This is a genomic window from Microbacterium sp. AC215 (assembly GCF_979258645.1).
Map to the genome: position 1 here is coordinate 2,246,074 of NZ_OZ409869.1, position 17,384 is coordinate 2,263,457.

Below are 17,384 nucleotides of genomic sequence, written 5' to 3' on the forward strand. Positions count from 1 at the left end.
CCATGGCCAGCCTGATCGCCCAGGTGAAGAGCAAGCTCTTCATCCACTCGTCGCGCAAGTCGCTGCACGCGCTCGACGGCGCCTACGCGTCGCTGCTGCACGGCCGCAGCCTCGACTTCGAGGACCTGCGCAAGTACGAGTACGGCGATCAGGTGCGCGACATCGACTGGCGCGCGACGGCTCGACTGGGCACTCCTCTGGTCAAGCGGCACCGTGCGATGCGGATGCACACGGTCCTCTTCGTGGTCGACACCGGCCGCTCGATGGGCGCGCTCGCGCACGACGAGAAGTCGAAGAAGGACCTCGCGATCCTCGCCACCGGCGTGCTCGGCGTGCTGGCGCTGCGGCACGGCGACGACTTCTCACTGGTCTACGGCGACTCCGACCGCATCCGCCGCCGCGCGCCGGGCCGCAGCGAGGGCGCACTGGAACACGCGCTGCGCACGATCGACCGGTCGATCGACACGAGCAGGGCAGCCAGCGACCGCGACGCGCTGCTGTCGTACGTCACGCGCACGATCTCTCGCCGCATGATCGTCGTCGTCATCACCGACGAGGCTCCGGTCACGACGGAGACCGAACGGATGCTGCGCCGACTGCGCGTGCAGCACGACGTCCTGTGGCTGACCGTGAGCGACGCCGATCCGGTGCTCGACCACGCGACGGCGACCATCCGCAGCGATGTCGACAGCATGTGGGAGGTGCCGGACTTCGTGCAGGGCGACCCCGACATCATCCGCGAGCTCGCCGCGCAGACCGAGGCCGACGCGGCGCGACTTGCTGAGCTGCTCAAGCGCATGGAGATCAGCCACAGCGTGCTGGCGGGTCAGGACGACGCCGTCTCGCAGCTGCTCCAGCTGCTGAATCGGAGGTCGAATGCCCGACTCTGATGAGCTGTACCCGCCTTTCCAATACGGCTGGGGCTGGATCCTGGTCGCATTCGGCATCCTCCTGCTGCTGATCGCGGCAGCATGGGTGGTCGTGGCGCTCACCAGGCCGCGGCGTGACCTCACGCTGTCGCGCGACGCCCAGGGACCGACCCTGCTCACCACCGACGTGCTGTCGCAGCTGCGGGTCGAGTACTTCGACCGGATCCAGCGCATCGAAGACGACTACCGCGCCCGCACCCTGTCCGCCCGCAACGCGAATCTCGAGCTCAGCCGCGTCGTGCGCACCTTCGTGAACGAGTACAGCGGACTCGAGGCCCCGGTGCTCGCGCTCGACGACCTCGTCTCTCGAGGGGTCCATCCCGCGCTCGTCGACGCCATGGGCCGCCACTACTACCCCAGCATCTTCCGGCCCGGTCCCGCGATCGACCCGATCGCCGGCGCCGAGGCGGCCCGAACGGTGGTGCGCACATGGCACTAGCGAACGGGTGGCTCATCCTCGTCGCCGTGGCCGTCGTCGTCATCGCGATAGCGCTCGGAATCGTCATCGGGCTGCGCAGCGGTGCGAAGACCGAGGCCCACGAGCGCGCCCGCGTCGCCCGAGCCGAGCGCCTGCGCGCGCTGCCGACTTTCCGCCAGGCGTTGAACCGCCGCGTGCTCGCACTGTCGAGCATCCTGCTCATCGGCGTGATCGCGACCCTCGCGGCCGGGGTCGTCTCCGCCCGGCCGATGGCGTCGCAGACCATCCAGCCCGTCAACACGAGTCGCGACATCATGCTCTGCCTCGACGTCTCGGGGTCGATGAGCGAGGTCGACGTCGAGGTGCTCACGGTCTTCGAGGAGCTGCTCGAGGACTTCGAGGGCGAACGCATCGGCCTCACGATCTTCAACAGCTCGCCCGTGCAGATCTTCCCCCTGACCGATGACTACGAGTTCATCCGCAGCCACCTGCAGAGCATCCGCGAGAGCTTCGAGTTCACTGAATCGGTCCCCGAGCACTGGGTGGGCACGCTCAACGGCAACGGCGCCTCGCTGATCGGCGACGGCCTCGCGGCGTGCGCGATGGCGTTCGACCACCCCGACGACGAGCGGTCGCGCTCGATCATCTTCGCGACCGACAACGAGGTGAACGGCGCATCGATCGTGACTCTCGACGAGGCCGCCGCGTATGCCGCATCGAACGGCGTGCGCGTCTTCGCACTCAACCCGGTGCAGGGCAAGGACGCCGACGTCAGCGCCGAGCTCACGAAGGCCGCCGAGGCCACGGGCGGACAGGCGTACGGCCTCCGGGACACCACCACCGTGAGCGACATCGTCACGCAGGTGCAGGAGCAGGAGGCGTCCGCGCTGAAGGGTCAGGCGCAGGTCGTCTGGACAGACGCGCCGAACCTCTGGATCGTCGTGCTGATGATCTCGATGCTCTCGTTCATCGTCGTTCTGTGGAGGGTGAGACTGTGATCTTCCAGCCCGTGCTGAACGTCTTCCTCCTCGCTCTGCTCTGCGCGCCGGTGGCCGCCCTCGCCGTGATGGCGCTGGTCAGGGCGACCGGCCGCGGACGGGCGCTCTGGGCCATGCGGCTCGTCATGCTGCTCGCGTGTTTCGTCATGCTCCTGCGCCCGGGGATCCCCGGCGGTGCCACCGAGACCCTCGCGACCGACACCGACATCGTGCTCGTCGTCGACACCACCGCGAGCATCGTCGCCGAGGACTGGGACGGCGACAGGCCTCGCCTCGACGGCGTCCGCGCCGACGTGCAGGCGATCGTCGACGAGTACCCCGGTGCGCGGTTCGCGCTGATCACGTTCGACGCCACGGCCGATCTCCGCATGCCGCTCACCACCGACACCACCGCGCTCGTCTCGTCGCTCGAGGTGCTACGCCCCGAGGTGACGAGCCAGTCGCGCGGCAGCTCCATCGGCATCGCGAACCAGCTGCTCTCGGACACCCTGTCGAACGCGGCCGAGTCGTCGCCCGATCGCTCGCGCATGGTGTTCTACTTCGGAGACGGCGAGCAGACGGTCTCGTCGGCCCCCGAGCCGTTCGACGGGAGCGCCGAGCTCACCGACGCCGGCGCCGTGCTCGGGTACGGCACCGCGGAGGGCGGACCGATGAAGCTCACCACGGGCGGCGTGGACGGTTCGTCGAGCGAATACATCGAGTACGAGGGTGCGAACGCGCTGTCGGTGATCGACGAGGGGAACCTCGAGGCGATCGCCTCGGATCTCGGAGTCGAGTACCAGCACCGGACCGCGGATGCTGCACTCACCCTGCCCGAGGCGCCCTCGACCACCACCACCTACGCGGAGTCCGGCACCGTGGGCAACGTGACCGAGCTCTACTGGGTCGCCGCCCTCGTGATCGTGGCGCTGCTCGGCGTGGAGCTCACGAGGGCGAGCATGCTCGTGGCCCGACTGCGTCTGCTGCGAGCGCCGTCGACATCGCCGCGACGCCGGACGACCGACGGAGGTGTCGCATGACAGATCTGTCTGCACGCGCCGGCGGGACGCCGTCCGACAGCCCTGAGGACCTGAGGGCGTCGGCCGCCGCCGCGCTGCTGGCCTCGAATCGTCGCCGTCGCCGCATCCGACGGTGGATCGCGATCGGCACGCTTCCCCTGACGCTGGCCGCACTGCTGTTCGTCGGCAAGATCCTCAGCATGTACGCATTCGCGCACCAGTCGATCACCGCGTACGTGGCCGATGACTATGCCGGATCAGAGGCGTCGGCCCGCGGGCAGGAGTGGGTCAACTGGTTCGAGCCCTTCAAGGCGCCGTTCAACGTCGGCACCGCGCTGGCGGGCGCCGAGAAGCTGCCGGATGCTCGGGCGAAGCTCGAGGAATCGCTCGACCTCGCGACCGGCCTCGAGGTGTGCACGGTGCGCATCAACCTCGCTCTCGTCCTCGAGCGCATGGGCGACGCCGCCCGCGCCGAGGGCGACGGCGCGGGGGCCGCGGAGTTCTACGGTGAGGCGCTCACCGTCACGACCGAGATGCCCGAGGAGTGCAACAGCGACGAGGCGCAGGAGCAGTCGTCCGACCCCGACCGAGACATGCAGCAGAGCAGGGAAGACCTCGAGGACCGCCTCAAGCAGAAGCAGCAGAACGAGCAGCCGCCGCCGGAGGAGGAGCAGGAGCAGGAGCCGCAGCCCTCCGACGAGAAGCTCGAAGAGCTCGAGGACAAGCTGGAGCAGGGCACGCAGGAGCGCGATCAGCAGCAGGGCGACGATGGCGGAGGCTCGGGAACGGACAAGCCATGGTGATGGATCACGAGAAGCAGCGGGCCCGCTACGTCGCCGGCACGGAGGGTGCGCCGCCCGTGCCGCCGCCCGGTGGCTATCGTAACGCCCGCCGCCAGGCCGGGCCGGTCGTGCAGCATCCCGGCGCTCCGGCGATGTCGGGCACGGCGACCGCAGCCGAGGTCGCCTCCGCGGAGAAGAAGCCGGCGAACGCACTCGGCTGGATCGCACTGATCGCCAGCATCCTGTTCGCCCTGATCCTCCTCATCATGCCCGCGATCGGAGCGACCGACGCGGTCTACGGCGTGACGATGCTGACGCTGCAGCTCGTCGTCGTCGCCGTCGTGATCGGCGCGCTGTTCACCGCCCGAGGACGCACGCTGGCCGCTGTCGCCCTCGCCGTCACGCTGATCTTCAACGTCGCCACCGTGGGCGGCATCGGTGCACTGCAGACGTCGGCCTCGGGCAGCTACGACGGCATGAAGACCGACGAGCAGAAGCACGAAGAGGCCTACCCGGGCATCAAGGGCACCGATCCGCAGGACGCTCTCACCCAGCAGTCGCTCGAAGAGGTGAAGACCGAGGCGGACAGCCTGTTCGCCGACATCCGCGAGCGCATCACCGCCGAGTACGGATACGACTGGGTGCAGGTCGGCGACGAGGATCTGCGTCCGGAGCGCAACGGCTACGGCGGCGAATCGATGCTCATCGAGTACACCTCCGTCGGCTGGGCCACCACCGAGCCGATCCAGGACTACAGCCTCAAGCTCGAGGTCATGTCGACGATCGACTCGGTCGTCGACGAGCACGGTCTGCCCACGCTGTACTCGTTCAACGGGGAGTACTCGGGGATCGACCCGTCGATGATCGCGAAGCTCTACGGCAGCGAAGACCCGCGCGAGCAGCACACGTGGGAGTACTACACCGAGAACTATCCCGATCCGATGAGGTTCTACGCGAACATCTTCGACCTCTCGAACGACCCGTCGGGCGACTTCCTGACGACGCGCGAGGCGCAGAACGCCCGCACCGGCGAGCCCCTCGAAGGGCTGCAGATGGTGGTCATCGCGAGCGCCGTGCTCAGCGATGCGGACCGAGCCGAGTTCGAGCAGAAGCTGCAGGAGTACCCCGGGTTCTGAGCCCTGGCGAGTCTGCCATCCCCGACCGGCCGCGGATCGGTAGAGTGCGGTGATGAAGTCGGAGGATCGCGCCACGTGGACCATCACGACGCATGACTGGGCGCGAGATGTCGACGTCGATCACCTGCACGGCATCCGCGACGAACGAGCCATGTACGAACCCGGCGGACGCCGCCATCAGATCCTCGAAGTCCTCGCGTACGCGGACGACGAGGCCGCTGGGCTCGGGCGAATCGGCCATGTCGTCGTGAGCATCTCTCGCGACGGCTCGGTGTCGGTCGCCGACGATGGCCGCGGCACCGACACGCGGACCGACGGCGGGGGTAACATCGTGCGGAAGCCCGTCATGGCCACCCGGGATGTCCGCTTCTTCGAATCTGCCTCGGCACCGCTTCTGCCGGATGGTCTGCCGCGCCGCGGAATGTCGACAGTCTCGGCACTCAGCTCTGTCCTCGCCCACGAGAACCGGCGGGCTGACGGGCGGTGGGTGCAGGAATACCACCACGGAGTCCCGTCGACGGACCTGCGCATCCTGGCCGATCCGGCAGAAGTCTCACCCGGCGCCGGCGCGGGGACCGGGACGACGGTGACGTTTCGCTCCGAGCTCGGCGACCCGACGGACCTCAGCGACACGGATCTCGCCGCGTTCCGTGGGTGAGCATCCGGGTCGTCCGCGAGGGCTGACCTATCGGGCGGGCTCATCGCGGTGATGCTAGCTCGCGAGCGAGAGCCCCGCGGCGAGCGCGAAGCCCAGCACGGTCGCGAGCCCGGTCACCTGCTTGGCCTTCTGCTGCGCGTCGGGCACCATCGAGTCGACGAGCATCACGAGCAGCGCGCCTGCCGCGAAGCCGCTCGCGCCGGCCCGGAAGTCGTCGCCGGTGCTGCTCGCCACAGCGAATCCGGCGACGGTCGCCAGCGCGCAGATGACCGAGATGCCGGCCCACAGCAGCAGCACGCGCGACTTCGCCATGCCGCCCTTCAGCAGGTCGGCGGCCGAGCCGATCGACTCGGGCAGGTTCGAGACCACGATCGCCACGACGAGCGCGATGCTCACCGGTTCTCCGGAGGCCAGTCCGATTCCCAGCACGAGCTGCTCGGGGATGCCGTCGAGCAGTGCTCCGAGCGCGAGCGGGACGCCCGCTCCCCGTTCCTGGGACTTCGCGGCTCGCGCATCGAGGATCCGGTCGGCGATGAAGTACGCGAGCGCGCCAGCGACCACGCCGACGATGAGAGGGATCGGACCTGCGAGGTCCAGCCCCTCCTCCCACAGCTCGAAGGCGATGGAGGCCATCAGGGCACCGGCTCCGAAGCCGAGCACGATGCCCAGCCAGCGCGGCGGCCAGGTGCGCAGCAGAGCGAGAACAGCGCCGACGATGAGGGGCGACGCCGCGACGACGCCCCACAGGATCGCTCCACCCATGCCGTCCTCCTTCACGGACACTCTGCCACCGTCGGGGCCGATCGTGCAGAAGCGAAGAGCTACGCCGGCGCGCGTCGGGCCGCGTCGCTCAGTCGACCGTCACGCGATGGATGCCGAGGTCGGTGCGCCCGGGAAGCAGGTCCGATCGCAGCGCCCGGGTGCCGTGGTAGTCGCCATCGCGCAGCCGACGGTACGGGCGGCTCGGAGATTCGAACGCCACTCCGGAGAGCCTCTCGATCAGCCGTGCGCTCTCGAGATCGACGCGCTCCGCGTCCAACCCGTCAGCGTCGTGGACGACGTGCAGGTCGAGCGGCTCGATGCCCGTGTACCAGAGGGTGCCGTGGGTCAGCGGGAACAGCAGCGAGTCCAGATCCCCGCTGATGCCCCGTTCTCCGATCGAGCGCTCGTCCTCCCCTGCCGTCACGATCACGAGGGCTCGGCGCCCGGCGAGCGGGCCCTCTCCGTATCGCAGCGGCAGACCGGTCTCGGCATCCGCGGGGCCGTAGGCGAAGCCGTTGGTGAGCACCCGATCGAGCCAGCCTTTGAGGATCGCCGGCGGTCCGTACCACCACAGCGGGAACTGGAGCACGACGAGGTCGGCGGCCGCGAGCTTGCGCTGCTCCTCGGTGACGTCCGGCGGCAGCTGGCCCGTGGCGTACGCCTCGCCCATCAGGTCGACGACGCTGCCCTCACGCCCCCGGGGCTCGCCCAGATCCGGCGCTGCGAGAACCGGATCGAAGCCCTGAGAGTACAGGTCGGTGATCTCGACATCGTGGTCGCGCGCGAGGGCGTCGACCCCATCTCGGAACAGTCGCGCGTTGAACGAGCTCGATCGGGGGTGGGCATAGATCCAGTGGACGGTCGGGCGCGATGCTGACACGGGTGTCCTCCCTTCAGCGGGCATCGATGGCCGGGTTCTCGGCAGTGCTCACCGGCGAGCGTCTCCACAGCGGCAGGAGCGCGGCGGCGACGACCGCGACGGTCGCGACCAGCAGGGCGACGAGGAAGCCGCGAGAGCCGACGATCGACGCGATCGTGCCGAGCACCGCGATGCCGAGACCGCCGCCGAGGGCGAACCCGACCTCCTGGATCGCCCCCACCTGACCGGCGTCGTCCTCCGTCGTGACGTCGAAGAGCGTGGTGGCGGCGAGCGTCGCCGCGACTCCGAACCCCGCGCCGACGAGCACCAGAGGGATCACGACCAGCTCGACGCCCGTCGACAGCCACGCGAGTCCCGTCCCCTGCACCACCAGGGCGAGCACGGTGAGCGTCGGCGAAGTCAGCCACCGCAGGAACAGGGGTGCGAGCACCCCGCCGAGGGCGATCGCCACCGCCTGCGGGAGGATCGCGATACCGGCTTCGGCCGCGCTGAAGCCCCGCGCATCCTGCAGGTGGAGGCTCACCAGGAGCACGGATGCCGTCGACACCCCGCTGCTCGCCAGGATGCGCACGATCGCAGGGCTGAAGCCGGGCACGGCGAACAGCCGCATGTCGATGAGAGGTTCGGCGAGGGCACGCTGGCGGCGGATGAAGAAGACGAGCGTCACGACGGCGACGACACCTGCGATGCCGGCGGCGACGGGAGCGGCGAGCACCTCGTGCAGGGCGAAGACGAGAGACCCGAGAGCGACGATCGACGTCACGATGCTGAGGATGTCCCACGACGGGCGACGGGAGCTGCGCGAATCCGGCACGAGCCAGATCGCGAGCACCCCGGCGACGACGGCGAGCGGCACGCTTCCGAGCAGCAGCCAGCGCCACCCCGGCCCCTCGGTCACCAGCCCGCCGAGCACGGGTCCGAGCGCGCTGCCGGCACCGAACGTCGCGGTCCACAGCCCGTAGGCGAGCACGCGCTGCCGTGCGTGATAGTGCGCCCCGATCGTCGCGACGACGCCCGCCACAACGAACGCCTCGGCGACGCCGAGGAGCGCCCGGACGACGATGAGCAGCATCCCGTCCTGAGCGAATCCGCCGACGAGGTTGAGCACCGCGAAGCCGGCGAGACCCGCGAGCACGATCCGCTTGCGACCGAACGCGTCTCCGATCCTGGCCGCGATGATCAGGGTCGCCGCCAGCGACAGCGCGTACACGTCGACGAGCCACAGCGCGCCGCTGTCGGACAGGACGAGATCGCCGCGGATCGCGGGCAGCGCGGTCGACATGCTGCTGATCGCGAGAGCCCCGATCAGGATGCCGAGAAGCAGCGGGATCATGGCGAGCCACGGATGCAGGGTCGTGCGCGGTCGAGCGGATGCCGTGGGAGTCGGGAAGGTCACCGCATCAGTCTCCCGGTCTGAGTACACTTCGGACAAGTACTGTCATTCGGGGTAGATAGTGACCGAATGGATACCATGACGACCAGGAAGCGGAGCCGATGAGGGAGAAGACCGAGCGGATCGTCCGGGAGTGGGGCGACGCGTGCGACGCGGAGATCTCGATCGCCGTCCTCGGCGGGGCCTGGAAGCCCAGCATCCTCAGCCTCCTCGGTGAGCATGAGGTCCTGCGGTTCGGCGAGCTCAGCCGGCTTCTCGACGAGCCCACAGCCCGCGTGCTCACCCGTCAGCTGCGCGAGCTGGAGGATGACGGCCTGATCCTCCGCACGGTCTACCGGCAGGTGCCTCCCAAGGTCGAATACCGCCTCAGCGACCTCGGGCGCGGATCGATGCCGCTCGTCGAGGCGCTCACGAGCTGGGGTGCCGGCTACGCCGCGCATCAGCGACGCGAGTTGGTGCGGCTCGACTCCGAGCCCGAGGCACTCGACGCCGGCGTCGCCCGCTGACGGCCGACGCCGTCCGAAACAGCCGACACGCCGCCGATAGACTGGGAAGCATGTCCAAGGTCCTCCAGTCACTTCCCGTCGGCGAGCGCGTCGGCATCGCCTTCTCCGGAGGACTCGACACCTCCGTCGCCGTCGCGTGGATGCGCGACAAGGGCGCCGTCCCTTACACGTACACCGGTGATCTCGGTCAGTACGACGAAGACGACATCGAGTCGATCCCCGGCCGCGCCCTCGAGTACGGCGCCGAGGCCTCGCGCCTGGTCGACTGCAAGACCGCGCTGGTCGAAGAGGGTCTGGTGGCGCTCGCCTGCGGCGCCTTCCACATCCGCTCCGGCGGCCGCACCTACTTCAACACCACTCCCCTCGGCCGCGCCGTCACCGGCACGCTGCTGGTGCGCGCCATGAAGGAGGACGGCGTCGACATCTGGGGCGACGGCTCGACCTACAAGGGCAACGACATCGAGCGGTTCTACCGCTACGGCCTGCTCGCCAACCCGCGTCTGCGCGTGTACAAGCCGTGGCTGGATGCCGACTTCGTCACCGAGCTCGGCGGCCGCAAGGAGATGAGCGAGTGGCTCGTCGCCCACGACTTCCCCTACCGCGACTCGGTCGAGAAGGCGTACTCGACCGACGCCAACATCTGGGGCGCCACGCATGAGGCGAAGACGCTCGAGCACCTCGACGTCTCGCTCGAGACCGTCGACCCCATCATGGGCGTGAAGTTCTGGGACCCCTCGGTCGCGATCGAGACCGAGGACGTCTCCGTCACGTTCGAGGCCGGCCGCCCCGTCGCACTCAACGGCGTCGAGTACACCGACCCGGTGGCCCTGGTGCAGGAGGCCAACACGATCGGCGGACGCCACGGCCTCGGCATGAGCGACCAGATCGAGAACCGCATCATCGAGGCGAAGTCGCGCGGCATCTACGAGGCCCCGGCCATGGCGCTGCTCTTCATCGCCTACGAGCGCCTCGTCAACGGCATCCTGAACGAGGACACCCTCGCGACCTACCACGAGCAGGGTCGCCGCCTCGGTCGACTGATGTACGAGGGCCGCTGGCTCGAGCCGCAGTCGCTCATGCTGCGCGAGTCCATCCAGCGCTGGGTCGGCCTCACGATCTCGGGCACCGTGACGATCCGCCTGCGCCGCGGTGACGACTGGACGATCCTCGACACCACCTCGCCGAACCTGTCCTACGGCCCCGAGAAGCTCTCGATGGAGCGCGTCGGCGACGCCGCCTTCGGCCCGGTCGACCGCATCGGCCAGCTCACCATGCGCAACCTCGACATCGCCGACTCGCGCGCACGCCTCGAGCAGTACGCGGGCCTCGGCCTCGTGGGCGGCGCGACGGGCGAGCTCGTCGGTCGCGTCACCGCCGGCGAGTCCGGCGAGATCACGGGTTCCGTCGAAGAGGTCGACGAGAACTTCGCCGACGCGGTCGACACCGCATCCGAGGGCGCTGCCTTCGACTCCGGCACCGACTGACGCGCGACTCTTCTGGGGGGCGGATGCTGCGGCATCCGCCCCCTTTTCTGTCTGTGCCCGCCGCTCGCCGTTCACGATTCAGCATGAGCGCCGGGATTCGGGTCCGCATGGTGCTGATTGCGGCTTTAAGCGCCCATCCGTGCTGAGTTGCGAACGGCCCACCGTTCAGACCCTGTGAGTCCCCCGAGTTATCTTGCACACGACTGTGCACAATACGTAGAATAGGGGCATGACAACCCGTGCTCCCCGCCGCGACTCCGTCGAGAACCGCGCCGGAATCCTCGATGCGGCCCGCGCGACCCTCGCCACCGACCCGCGGGCGTCCATCGACGTCATCGCCCGCAGCGCCGGCCTGTCGCGCCGCACCCTCTACGGCCACTTCGACGACCGAGAGGCTCTGATCCGCGAGCTGATCTCGGTCGGAGCGCAGCGCTTCAACGCGATCGCCGAATCCGTCACCGACGCCGACTCACGCATCGCGCTGGCCCGCCTCGCCGCACGACTCTGGCAGGAGGCCGCGCACGTCCAGGTCGCAGCCGCGCTCGCCCTCGACGAAGCCCACGTGCAGCACACCGCAGACGCCCTGGCCCCGCTGCGCCGCACCGTCGCCGCCCTCGCGCGTCGCGGGCAGGAAGACGGCAGCTTCCGCACAGACCTCTCTGCCCCCACCCTCGCCCGCCTCATCGAAGAGGTCGCCCGCACGGTCGTCTCGCGCACCGACGCATCGAGCACCGGGGCAGCCGATCTCGCTGTTCGCACTCTGCTCAGCATCGCCGGACTCTCGTGGCGCGAGGCCGACGAGCTGTTGAGCGCGCACCCGGACATCGTCGAATCACAGGAGGTCAGCGCATGAGGGTCGCCCTGCACGACGTGAGCAAGGGACGCGGTGGTCAGGCGCTGCCGACGACGAGCCTCGAGTTCCACAGCGGAGCGGTGCGCTTCGCACTCGCCGAGACCGAGCAGCGCCCGACGGTGCTGGGCCTCATCGCCAGCGGTCGGATGCGGCCGGACACCGGGCGCGTGACGATCGACGGCGACGCGGACAACCGCGCGCTGCGCCGCACGATCGCGCTCGTCGACGCGCCCGACGTGAGCGATCCCCACGCCGACATCACCCTCGCGGGCGTCGTCGGCGAAGAGCTCATGTTCGCCGGCGTCGGCGCCACCCCTCTGCACGCACGGCGCTGGCTGAATCAACTCGGCTTCGGCGAGCTCGCCGGCGTGGCGATCGGCAACGTCGATCCCGCCGCACGGGTGCGCATCCTCTGCGAACTCGCGATCCTCCGCACGGGCACCGAAGGAATCGTGCTCGTCTCGCCCGACCGTCACGGCGGCAGCCCGGACGGCTGGTGGCGGATCGCGTCGGAGTTCGCCGACCGCGGGTACGCGATGCTCGTCGTCATCGGCGGATCCGCCGCGGTCGCCCTCGAGCGCATGCACGAGCTCGAGGCGATCAACGCGTCCGGACCGGTCGAGCCGCTCGTCCTCGACCTGCCCGGCGGCTCTGATCCCGAGCCCGAGCCAGACTCCGAGGCCGAGCCCGAGCCGGTGCCCGAACCGGATCCCGAGCCCGACCCTGAGCCCGAACCGGCGCCCGAACCGGATCCCGAGCCAGAGCCCGAGGCGGAAGACCCGGACGAGCGCCCCGCGACACCGCATGCCGACGCCGAGCACGCGGATGCTCTCGGCTCTCCCCCGGCCGACGACGAAGACCCACCCGCAGAACCCGAGCCGAACACGACAGAGAACGGAGGCGAGCGATGAAGGTTCCCGCCATGATCGCCGCCGAGCTGCGGCGCCTCACCGCGAGCAGGATGGGCGTGATCGCCCTGATCGCACTGGTCTGCGTGCCCATCCTCTACGGCGGCCTGTACCTCTGGGCCAACCAGGACCCGTACGCGAAGTTCCCGGAGGTCCCCGTCGCGCTGGTCGTCGATGACAGCGGAGCCCCCGAGCCCACCACGGGAACGGATGCCGCCACCGGCGAGACCGTGAACTACGGCGAGGACGTCGCCGACAACCTCATCGACGGCAACGCCTTCGACTGGCAGCGGATGTCGGCAGACGAGGCCGCCGACGCATTGCGGGAGGGAACGGTGGACTTCACCGTCACGATCCCCGCCGACTTCTCGTCGGCGTTGACCTCGGCCGCGGGTGACGACCCCCACCAGGCGCGCATCGAGCTCGAGACCAACGACGCGAACAACTACCTCGCGTCGTCGATGGGCACGCAGGCGGTGGAGAAGATCCGCAGCTCGGTCGCCGAGATGGTGGGCAGCGAGGCCGCAGAGCGCCTGCTCACCGGCCTCAGCGAGGTGCGCGACAACCTCGTGACCGCGGTCGACGGAGCGACCCAGCTCGCCGACGGCGCCGACACCGCCGCCACCGGCAGTGCGACGCTCGCAGACGGAACCTCTCAGCTCGCTGCGGGCACGTCGCAGCTCGCGGGCGGCGCGTCCGAGCTCGCCGGTGGTGCGGCGACGCTGGCGTCGGGGGCTCAGCAGGTCAGTGACGGCAACCGGCAGCTGGCCGACGTCGCGGACCGGGCCGGATCGGCTGTGCAGCAGGCGACGGATGCTCTGCCCCAGGCGCGCGAGGACATCGCCACCGTGCTCACGGATCAGGGCCTGACGCCGGAGCAGATCGATCGGGTCCTCACGACACTCGATCCCCTCGCGACACGACTCCAGGAGGGCAACTCGACCGTGCAGAACGCGGTCGACAAGGTCGACCAGCTCGCCGCAGGAGCGGACTCGGTGGCATCCGGCGCCTCGCAGCTCGCCGGCGGCGCGCAGACCCTGGCCAGCGGCGCGCAGACCGTCGCCACCGGTGCGGCGGCCGCGAACGACGGCGCGGCCCAACTGCGCGATGGGCTCGGCACCCTCGCGTCAGGCACGGCCGAGTTGCGCGACGGGCTCTCGGACGGTGTGCAGCAGATCCCCGTCTCGACGCCGGAGCTCCGCACGCTGCAGGCCGACACGATCGCCGACCCGGTCAAGGTCTCGAGCGACAAGGTCGCCTCCGCCGAGGACTACGGCGCCGGTCTCGCACCGTTCTTCGCCGCACTGTCGGCCTGGATCGGCATCTACGCCCTGTTCCTCATCGTGAAGCCGATCTCCCGCCGCGCGGTCACGGCGCTGCACTCTCCGATCCGAGTGACGCTCGCCGGGTGGCTCACCCCGGCGATGCTCGGCGCGGTGCAGATGCTGGGGCTCATGGGCATCCTGGCGATCACCCTGGGCTTCACGTTCAACAACCCCATCGGCACCTTGGGCGTGATGATCTTCGCGTCGGCGACCTTCGCGGCGATCATCCTCGCCCTCAACGTCTGGCTCGGTTCCGTGGGGCAGTTCCTGGGACTCGTGCTCATGGTTCTGCAGCTCGTCACCGCGGGCGGCACCTTCCCCTGGCAGACCCTCCCCGCCCCGCTGGCCGCGCTCCACCACGTGCTGCCGCTCGGCTACGTCGTCGATGCCATGCGGCAACTGATGTACGGCGGCAACCTCGGCCGGGCGGGATGGGATCTGGTGGTACTGGGCATCTGGCTGGTCGGCGCGCTGCTGCTCGCCGCCATCGGAGTGACGCGCATGACGCACCGGCGCACGCTGCGCGACCTGCAGCCGAGCCTGATCGGCTGACGCCGCGGGCGGGGGCGAGAACACCCCCGCCCGCGAATGCTTTATGGGTAGTATTCCGGAAGCGTCTGTTGAGACGCGCTCTGGGACTCTCTGGGACTGAGTTCCGCCATGCCACCCGAAAGAGTTCTCGAAGATGACAACCCATTCGACCGAGATCGTCGACCCGTCGCGCCCTTCCCTGGGTGCTCGCATCGGCCGCATCGTGTTCCTCGTCGTCGCTGCGATCGTGGTGGTCGCCGTCGCCGGCGCCTTCTTCGTGACCTGGACCATCCAGCGCTCGTTCCCGCAGACCGACGGCACCCTGTCGCTCGACGGGCTGCAGGCCGAGGTCACGGTGCAGCGCGACGCCAGCGGCATCCCGACCATCACCGCCGACTCATCGCACGATCTCTTCTACGCCCAGGGCTTCGTGCACGCGCAGGACCGTTTCTTCGAGATGGACTTCCGCCGGCACGTCACGGCGGGACGCGTGGCCGAGATGTTCGGCGAATCGCAGGCCGGGACCGATGCCTTCCTCCGCACGCTCGGCTGGCGCAAGGTCGCCGAAGCCGAGGTCGAGGCCATGGACGACGTCACCCGCGGCTACTACGAGGCCTACGCCGACGGCGTCAACGCCTACCTCTCCTCCCGCTCGGGCGCCGAGCTGTCGCTCGAATATGCCGTTCTCGGAATACAGAACCCGGAGTACGCGCCGGAGCCCTGGGAAGCGGCCGATTCGGTGGCGTGGCTCAAGGCGATGGCCTGGGATCTCCGCGGCAATGTCGAAGACGAGGTCGAGCGCTCGCTCCTGGCCGCACAGCTGGCGGAGACCTCCGACGCCGCCGGGATCACCGCGACGCTCGACGAGCTGTACCCGCCGTATCCGTTCGAGGATCACCCCGTCATCGTCCCCGAGATCTCGACCGCCCCGATCACCGAGGCCGGTGCCGAGCCCGCCGCGTTCACGACCGATGGGAACGACGGCGAGATGCAGCAGGCGGCGACGACGATCGAGTGGCAGGAGGCATCGGACGTGATCGAGGCGGCGAGCCTGCTCGTCGGCGATGTCGGCGAGGGCATCGGATCGAACTCGTGGGTCGTGTCCGGGGACCTCACCGACACGGGCATGCCGCTGCTCGCCAACGACCCGCACCTGGGCGCATCACTCCCCTCGGTCTGGTATCAGGTGCAGCTCCGGTGCAGCGAGGTCACCGACGACTGCCCGTTCGACATGGGCGGTTTCTCGTTCTCGGGTCTCCCCGGCATCGTGATCGGCCACAACCAGCAGGTCGCCTGGGGCTTCACCAACCTGACCACCGACGTCACCGACCTCTACGTCGAGCGGATCGAGGGCGACCAGTACTGGCGCGACGGCGCACTGGTGCCGATCGACGAGACCACCGAGACGATCGCCGTGGCCGGGGGCGACGACATCGATCTCACGATCCGGTCGACCGTGCACGGACCGATCATCTCGGGTCTCACCGACGACTTCACCGCGATCGCCGACGACCCTGAGCCGGGCCTCGCCGCCGGCGGCGCCGCAGGTCCGGCGCCCACCGGCACCGCGCCGGAGGGAGCCGAGTACGCGGTCAGCCTGCGCTGGACGGCGCTCGACCCCGGCACGGCCGCGACCGCGATCTTCGCTCTGTCGACCGCCCAGGACTTCGAGGAGTTCCGCGCGGCGGCCGCGCTGTTCGATGTGCCGGCACAGAACCTCATCTATGCGGACGTCGAAGGCAACATCGGCTATCAGACCCCCGGACGCCTCCCCGTGCGCGGGGCCGGCGACGGATGGATGCCGCAGCCCGGCTGGGACAGCAGCTACGACTGGACCGGATTCATCCCGTTCGACGAACTGCCGGTGTCATACAACCCGGCATCCGGGTACATCGTGACCGCGAACAACGCGATCGTCACCGACGACTACCCCTACTTCCTCTCACGGGACTGGGACTACGGCTACAGGGCCGATCGCATCGCGCACCTGATCGAGCGACGCGCCGCCGCCGCACCGCTCACCGCCCAGGACATGCGGGAGATCCAGATGGACAGCGAGATGTGGATCGGCAAGCGACTCGCAACGGAGATGGAGGATGTGGAGGTGACGGGTGCGGGGACTGCAGATGCCGTGGCGCTGCTGCGCTCGTGGGACGCACAGAACGACGCAGGGTCGGCCGCGGCCGCCTACGCGAACGTCCTCTGGTCGAACCTCGTGCAGAACCTGTTCGCCGAACGCGACCAGCCCCTGCCGATCGACGGCCAGGGTCGACTCTTCACCGTCGTCGCGGACCTTCTCGATGACCCATCCGACCCGCTCTGGACCAACCCGAGCATCGATGTCGCGGGCATGGACGAGATGCTCGCTCTGTCGGCCGAGGAAGCGTACGACGAGCTCTCCGCGGTTCAGGGCGACGTCGTCACCGCATGGAGGTGGGGCGACCTGCACGCGATCACCCTCACGAGCGACACCCTCGGGTCCTCCGGCATCGCCCCGATCGAAGCCCTCTTCAACCGCGGCCCCTACGCCGTCAGCGGCGGCGCGTCCGTGGTCAACGCCACCGGCTGGGAGCTCGGCACGTCGTACGCCACGACCACCGTGCCGTCGATGCGGATGGTCGTCGACCTCTCCGATCTCGACGCCTCGACCTGGATCCACCTCACCGGCGCATCCGGACACGCGTTCGACGAGCACTACGTCGATCAGACGTCCGACTGGGCGGCGGGGATTCAGCGGCCGTGGGCATTCACCGACGCGGCGGTCGATGCGGCGACGCGTCACACTCTGGTGCTGGCGCCGGCCGGTTAGCCCGGGGCGGCTCT

The 17,384-nt window shown here is 69.4% G+C and carries 16 protein-coding genes; 13 read left to right on the top strand and 3 right to left on the bottom strand.

Translation table 11 applies throughout. The annotated features are described in order from the left end of the window. Window positions 1-2: 2 nt before the first annotated feature. Genes ACZZZF_RS10870 through ACZZZF_RS10900 form a run of 7 tightly spaced genes read left to right on the top strand, consistent with a single transcriptional unit; the run spans window position 3 to window position 5,919 of the window. Window positions 3-890, top strand: a complete 888-nt coding sequence (locus tag ACZZZF_RS10870; RefSeq protein ID WP_053098331.1) for a DUF58 domain-containing protein — start codon at window positions 3-5, stop codon at window positions 888-890. After that, window positions 877-1,368 carry a hypothetical protein gene (locus ACZZZF_RS10875; protein ID WP_053098330.1) on the top strand — a complete coding sequence of 164 codons (492 nt, stop codon included), beginning with the start codon at window positions 877-879 and terminating at the stop codon, window positions 1,366-1,368. Before ACZZZF_RS10870 ends, ACZZZF_RS10875 begins: the two co-directional genes overlap by 14 nt. Continuing rightward, window positions 1,359-2,345: a vWA domain-containing protein gene (locus ACZZZF_RS10880; protein ID WP_187249106.1), complete on the top strand. Its 987-nt coding sequence runs from the start codon at window positions 1,359-1,361 to the stop codon at window positions 2,343-2,345. The genes ACZZZF_RS10875 and ACZZZF_RS10880 overlap by 10 nt, the downstream gene beginning before the upstream one ends. After that, window positions 2,327-3,364 carry a vWA domain-containing protein gene (locus ACZZZF_RS10885; protein ID WP_463498309.1) on the top strand — a complete coding sequence of 346 codons (1,038 nt, stop codon included), beginning with the start codon at window positions 2,327-2,329 and terminating at the stop codon, window positions 3,362-3,364. The genes ACZZZF_RS10880 and ACZZZF_RS10885 overlap by 19 nt, the downstream gene beginning before the upstream one ends. Then, window positions 3,361-4,146, top strand: coding sequence for a hypothetical protein (locus tag ACZZZF_RS10890; RefSeq protein WP_463498311.1), 786 nt, complete (start codon window positions 3,361-3,363; stop codon window positions 4,144-4,146). The genes ACZZZF_RS10885 and ACZZZF_RS10890 overlap by 4 nt, the downstream gene beginning before the upstream one ends. After that, window positions 4,140-5,261, top strand: a complete 1,122-nt coding sequence (locus ACZZZF_RS10895; protein WP_463498313.1) for a hypothetical protein — start codon at window positions 4,140-4,142, stop codon at window positions 5,259-5,261. The genes ACZZZF_RS10890 and ACZZZF_RS10895 overlap by 7 nt, the downstream gene beginning before the upstream one ends. Window positions 5,262-5,313: 52 nt before the next feature. Beyond that, complete coding sequence (locus ACZZZF_RS10900) at window positions 5,314-5,919, top strand: ATP-binding protein (RefSeq protein WP_463498314.1); 606 nt, start codon at window positions 5,314-5,316, stop codon at window positions 5,917-5,919. 54 nt (window positions 5,920-5,973) lie between these two features. On the opposite strand, the gene ACZZZF_RS10905 is transcribed toward ACZZZF_RS10900, so the two are convergent. The 3 genes from ACZZZF_RS10905 to ACZZZF_RS10915 all read right to left on the bottom strand — a co-directional run bounded on the left by ACZZZF_RS10905 (window position 5,974) and on the right by ACZZZF_RS10915 (window position 8,957). Next, window positions 5,974-6,681, bottom strand: a complete 708-nt coding sequence (locus ACZZZF_RS10905) for a ZIP family metal transporter (protein WP_320489437.1) — start codon at window positions 6,679-6,681, stop codon at window positions 5,974-5,976. An 88-nt stretch (window positions 6,682-6,769) separates the two neighbouring features. Then, the gene (locus tag ACZZZF_RS10910; protein WP_463498316.1) at window positions 6,770-7,561 is read right to left on the bottom strand and encodes an NAD(P)H-dependent oxidoreductase; all 792 of its coding nucleotides are present in this window, start codon (window positions 7,559-7,561) and stop codon (window positions 6,770-6,772) included. A 13-nt stretch (window positions 7,562-7,574) separates the two neighbouring features. Further along, window positions 7,575-8,957: an MFS transporter gene (locus ACZZZF_RS10915; protein ID WP_463498318.1), complete on the bottom strand. Its 1,383-nt coding sequence runs from the start codon at window positions 8,955-8,957 to the stop codon at window positions 7,575-7,577. Window positions 8,958-9,055: 98 nt separating this feature from the next. Here ACZZZF_RS10915 and ACZZZF_RS10920 point away from each other — a divergent pair, with 98 nt between their 5' ends. From ACZZZF_RS10920 to ACZZZF_RS10945, 6 genes are all read left to right on the top strand, one after another. Then, the gene (locus ACZZZF_RS10920; protein ID WP_187249111.1) at window positions 9,056-9,460 is read left to right on the top strand and encodes a winged helix-turn-helix transcriptional regulator; all 405 of its coding nucleotides are present in this window, start codon (window positions 9,056-9,058) and stop codon (window positions 9,458-9,460) included. Window positions 9,461-9,510: 50 nt separating this feature from the next. Then, window positions 9,511-10,944, top strand: a complete 1,434-nt coding sequence (gene argG, locus ACZZZF_RS10925) for an argininosuccinate synthase (RefSeq protein ID WP_056275848.1) — start codon at window positions 9,511-9,513, stop codon at window positions 10,942-10,944. Window positions 10,945-11,173: 229 nt separating this feature from the next. Beyond that, on the top strand, window positions 11,174-11,797 hold the full coding sequence (locus ACZZZF_RS10930; protein ID WP_053098320.1) for a TetR/AcrR family transcriptional regulator: 624 nt from the start codon (window positions 11,174-11,176) through the stop codon (window positions 11,795-11,797). Further along, window positions 11,794-12,708, top strand: coding sequence for a hypothetical protein (locus ACZZZF_RS10935; RefSeq protein WP_463498319.1), 915 nt, complete (start codon window positions 11,794-11,796; stop codon window positions 12,706-12,708). Before ACZZZF_RS10930 ends, ACZZZF_RS10935 begins: the two co-directional genes overlap by 4 nt. Next, complete coding sequence (locus ACZZZF_RS10940) at window positions 12,705-14,582, top strand: YhgE/Pip family protein (protein ID WP_431738917.1); 1,878 nt, start codon at window positions 12,705-12,707, stop codon at window positions 14,580-14,582. Before ACZZZF_RS10935 ends, ACZZZF_RS10940 begins: the two co-directional genes overlap by 4 nt. Before the next feature lie 133 nt (window positions 14,583-14,715). Next, window positions 14,716-17,370: a penicillin acylase family protein gene (locus ACZZZF_RS10945; protein ID WP_463498321.1), complete on the top strand. Its 2,655-nt coding sequence runs from the start codon at window positions 14,716-14,718 to the stop codon at window positions 17,368-17,370. Window positions 17,371-17,384: the final 14 nt, after the last annotated feature.

Coding starts and splice junctions, on each gene's coding strand:
- ACZZZF_RS10930 (WP_053098320.1), top strand. CDS start 11,174: ATGACAACCCGTGCTCCCCGCCGCGACTCCGTCGAGAACCGCGCCGGA.
- ACZZZF_RS10920 (WP_187249111.1), top strand. CDS start 9,056: ATGAGGGAGAAGACCGAGCGGATCGTCCGGGAGTGGGGCGACGCGTGC.
- argG (WP_056275848.1), top strand. CDS start 9,511: ATGTCCAAGGTCCTCCAGTCACTTCCCGTCGGCGAGCGCGTCGGCATC.
- ACZZZF_RS10890 (WP_463498311.1), top strand. CDS start 3,361: ATGACAGATCTGTCTGCACGCGCCGGCGGGACGCCGTCCGACAGCCCT.
- ACZZZF_RS10900 (WP_463498314.1), top strand. CDS start 5,314: ATGAAGTCGGAGGATCGCGCCACGTGGACCATCACGACGCATGACTGG.
- ACZZZF_RS10945 (WP_463498321.1), top strand. CDS start 14,716: ATGACAACCCATTCGACCGAGATCGTCGACCCGTCGCGCCCTTCCCTG.
- ACZZZF_RS10895 (WP_463498313.1), top strand. CDS start 4,140: ATGGTGATGGATCACGAGAAGCAGCGGGCCCGCTACGTCGCCGGCACG.
- ACZZZF_RS10870 (WP_053098331.1), top strand. CDS start 3: ATGGCCAGCCTGATCGCCCAGGTGAAGAGCAAGCTCTTCATCCACTCG.
- ACZZZF_RS10935 (WP_463498319.1), top strand. CDS start 11,794: ATGAGGGTCGCCCTGCACGACGTGAGCAAGGGACGCGGTGGTCAGGCG.
- ACZZZF_RS10905 (WP_320489437.1), bottom strand. CDS start 6,681: ATGGGTGGAGCGATCCTGTGGGGCGTCGTCGCGGCGTCGCCCCTCATC.
- ACZZZF_RS10880 (WP_187249106.1), top strand. CDS start 1,359: ATGGCACTAGCGAACGGGTGGCTCATCCTCGTCGCCGTGGCCGTCGTC.
- ACZZZF_RS10940 (WP_431738917.1), top strand. CDS start 12,705: ATGAAGGTTCCCGCCATGATCGCCGCCGAGCTGCGGCGCCTCACCGCG.
- ACZZZF_RS10875 (WP_053098330.1), top strand. CDS start 877: ATGCCCGACTCTGATGAGCTGTACCCGCCTTTCCAATACGGCTGGGGC.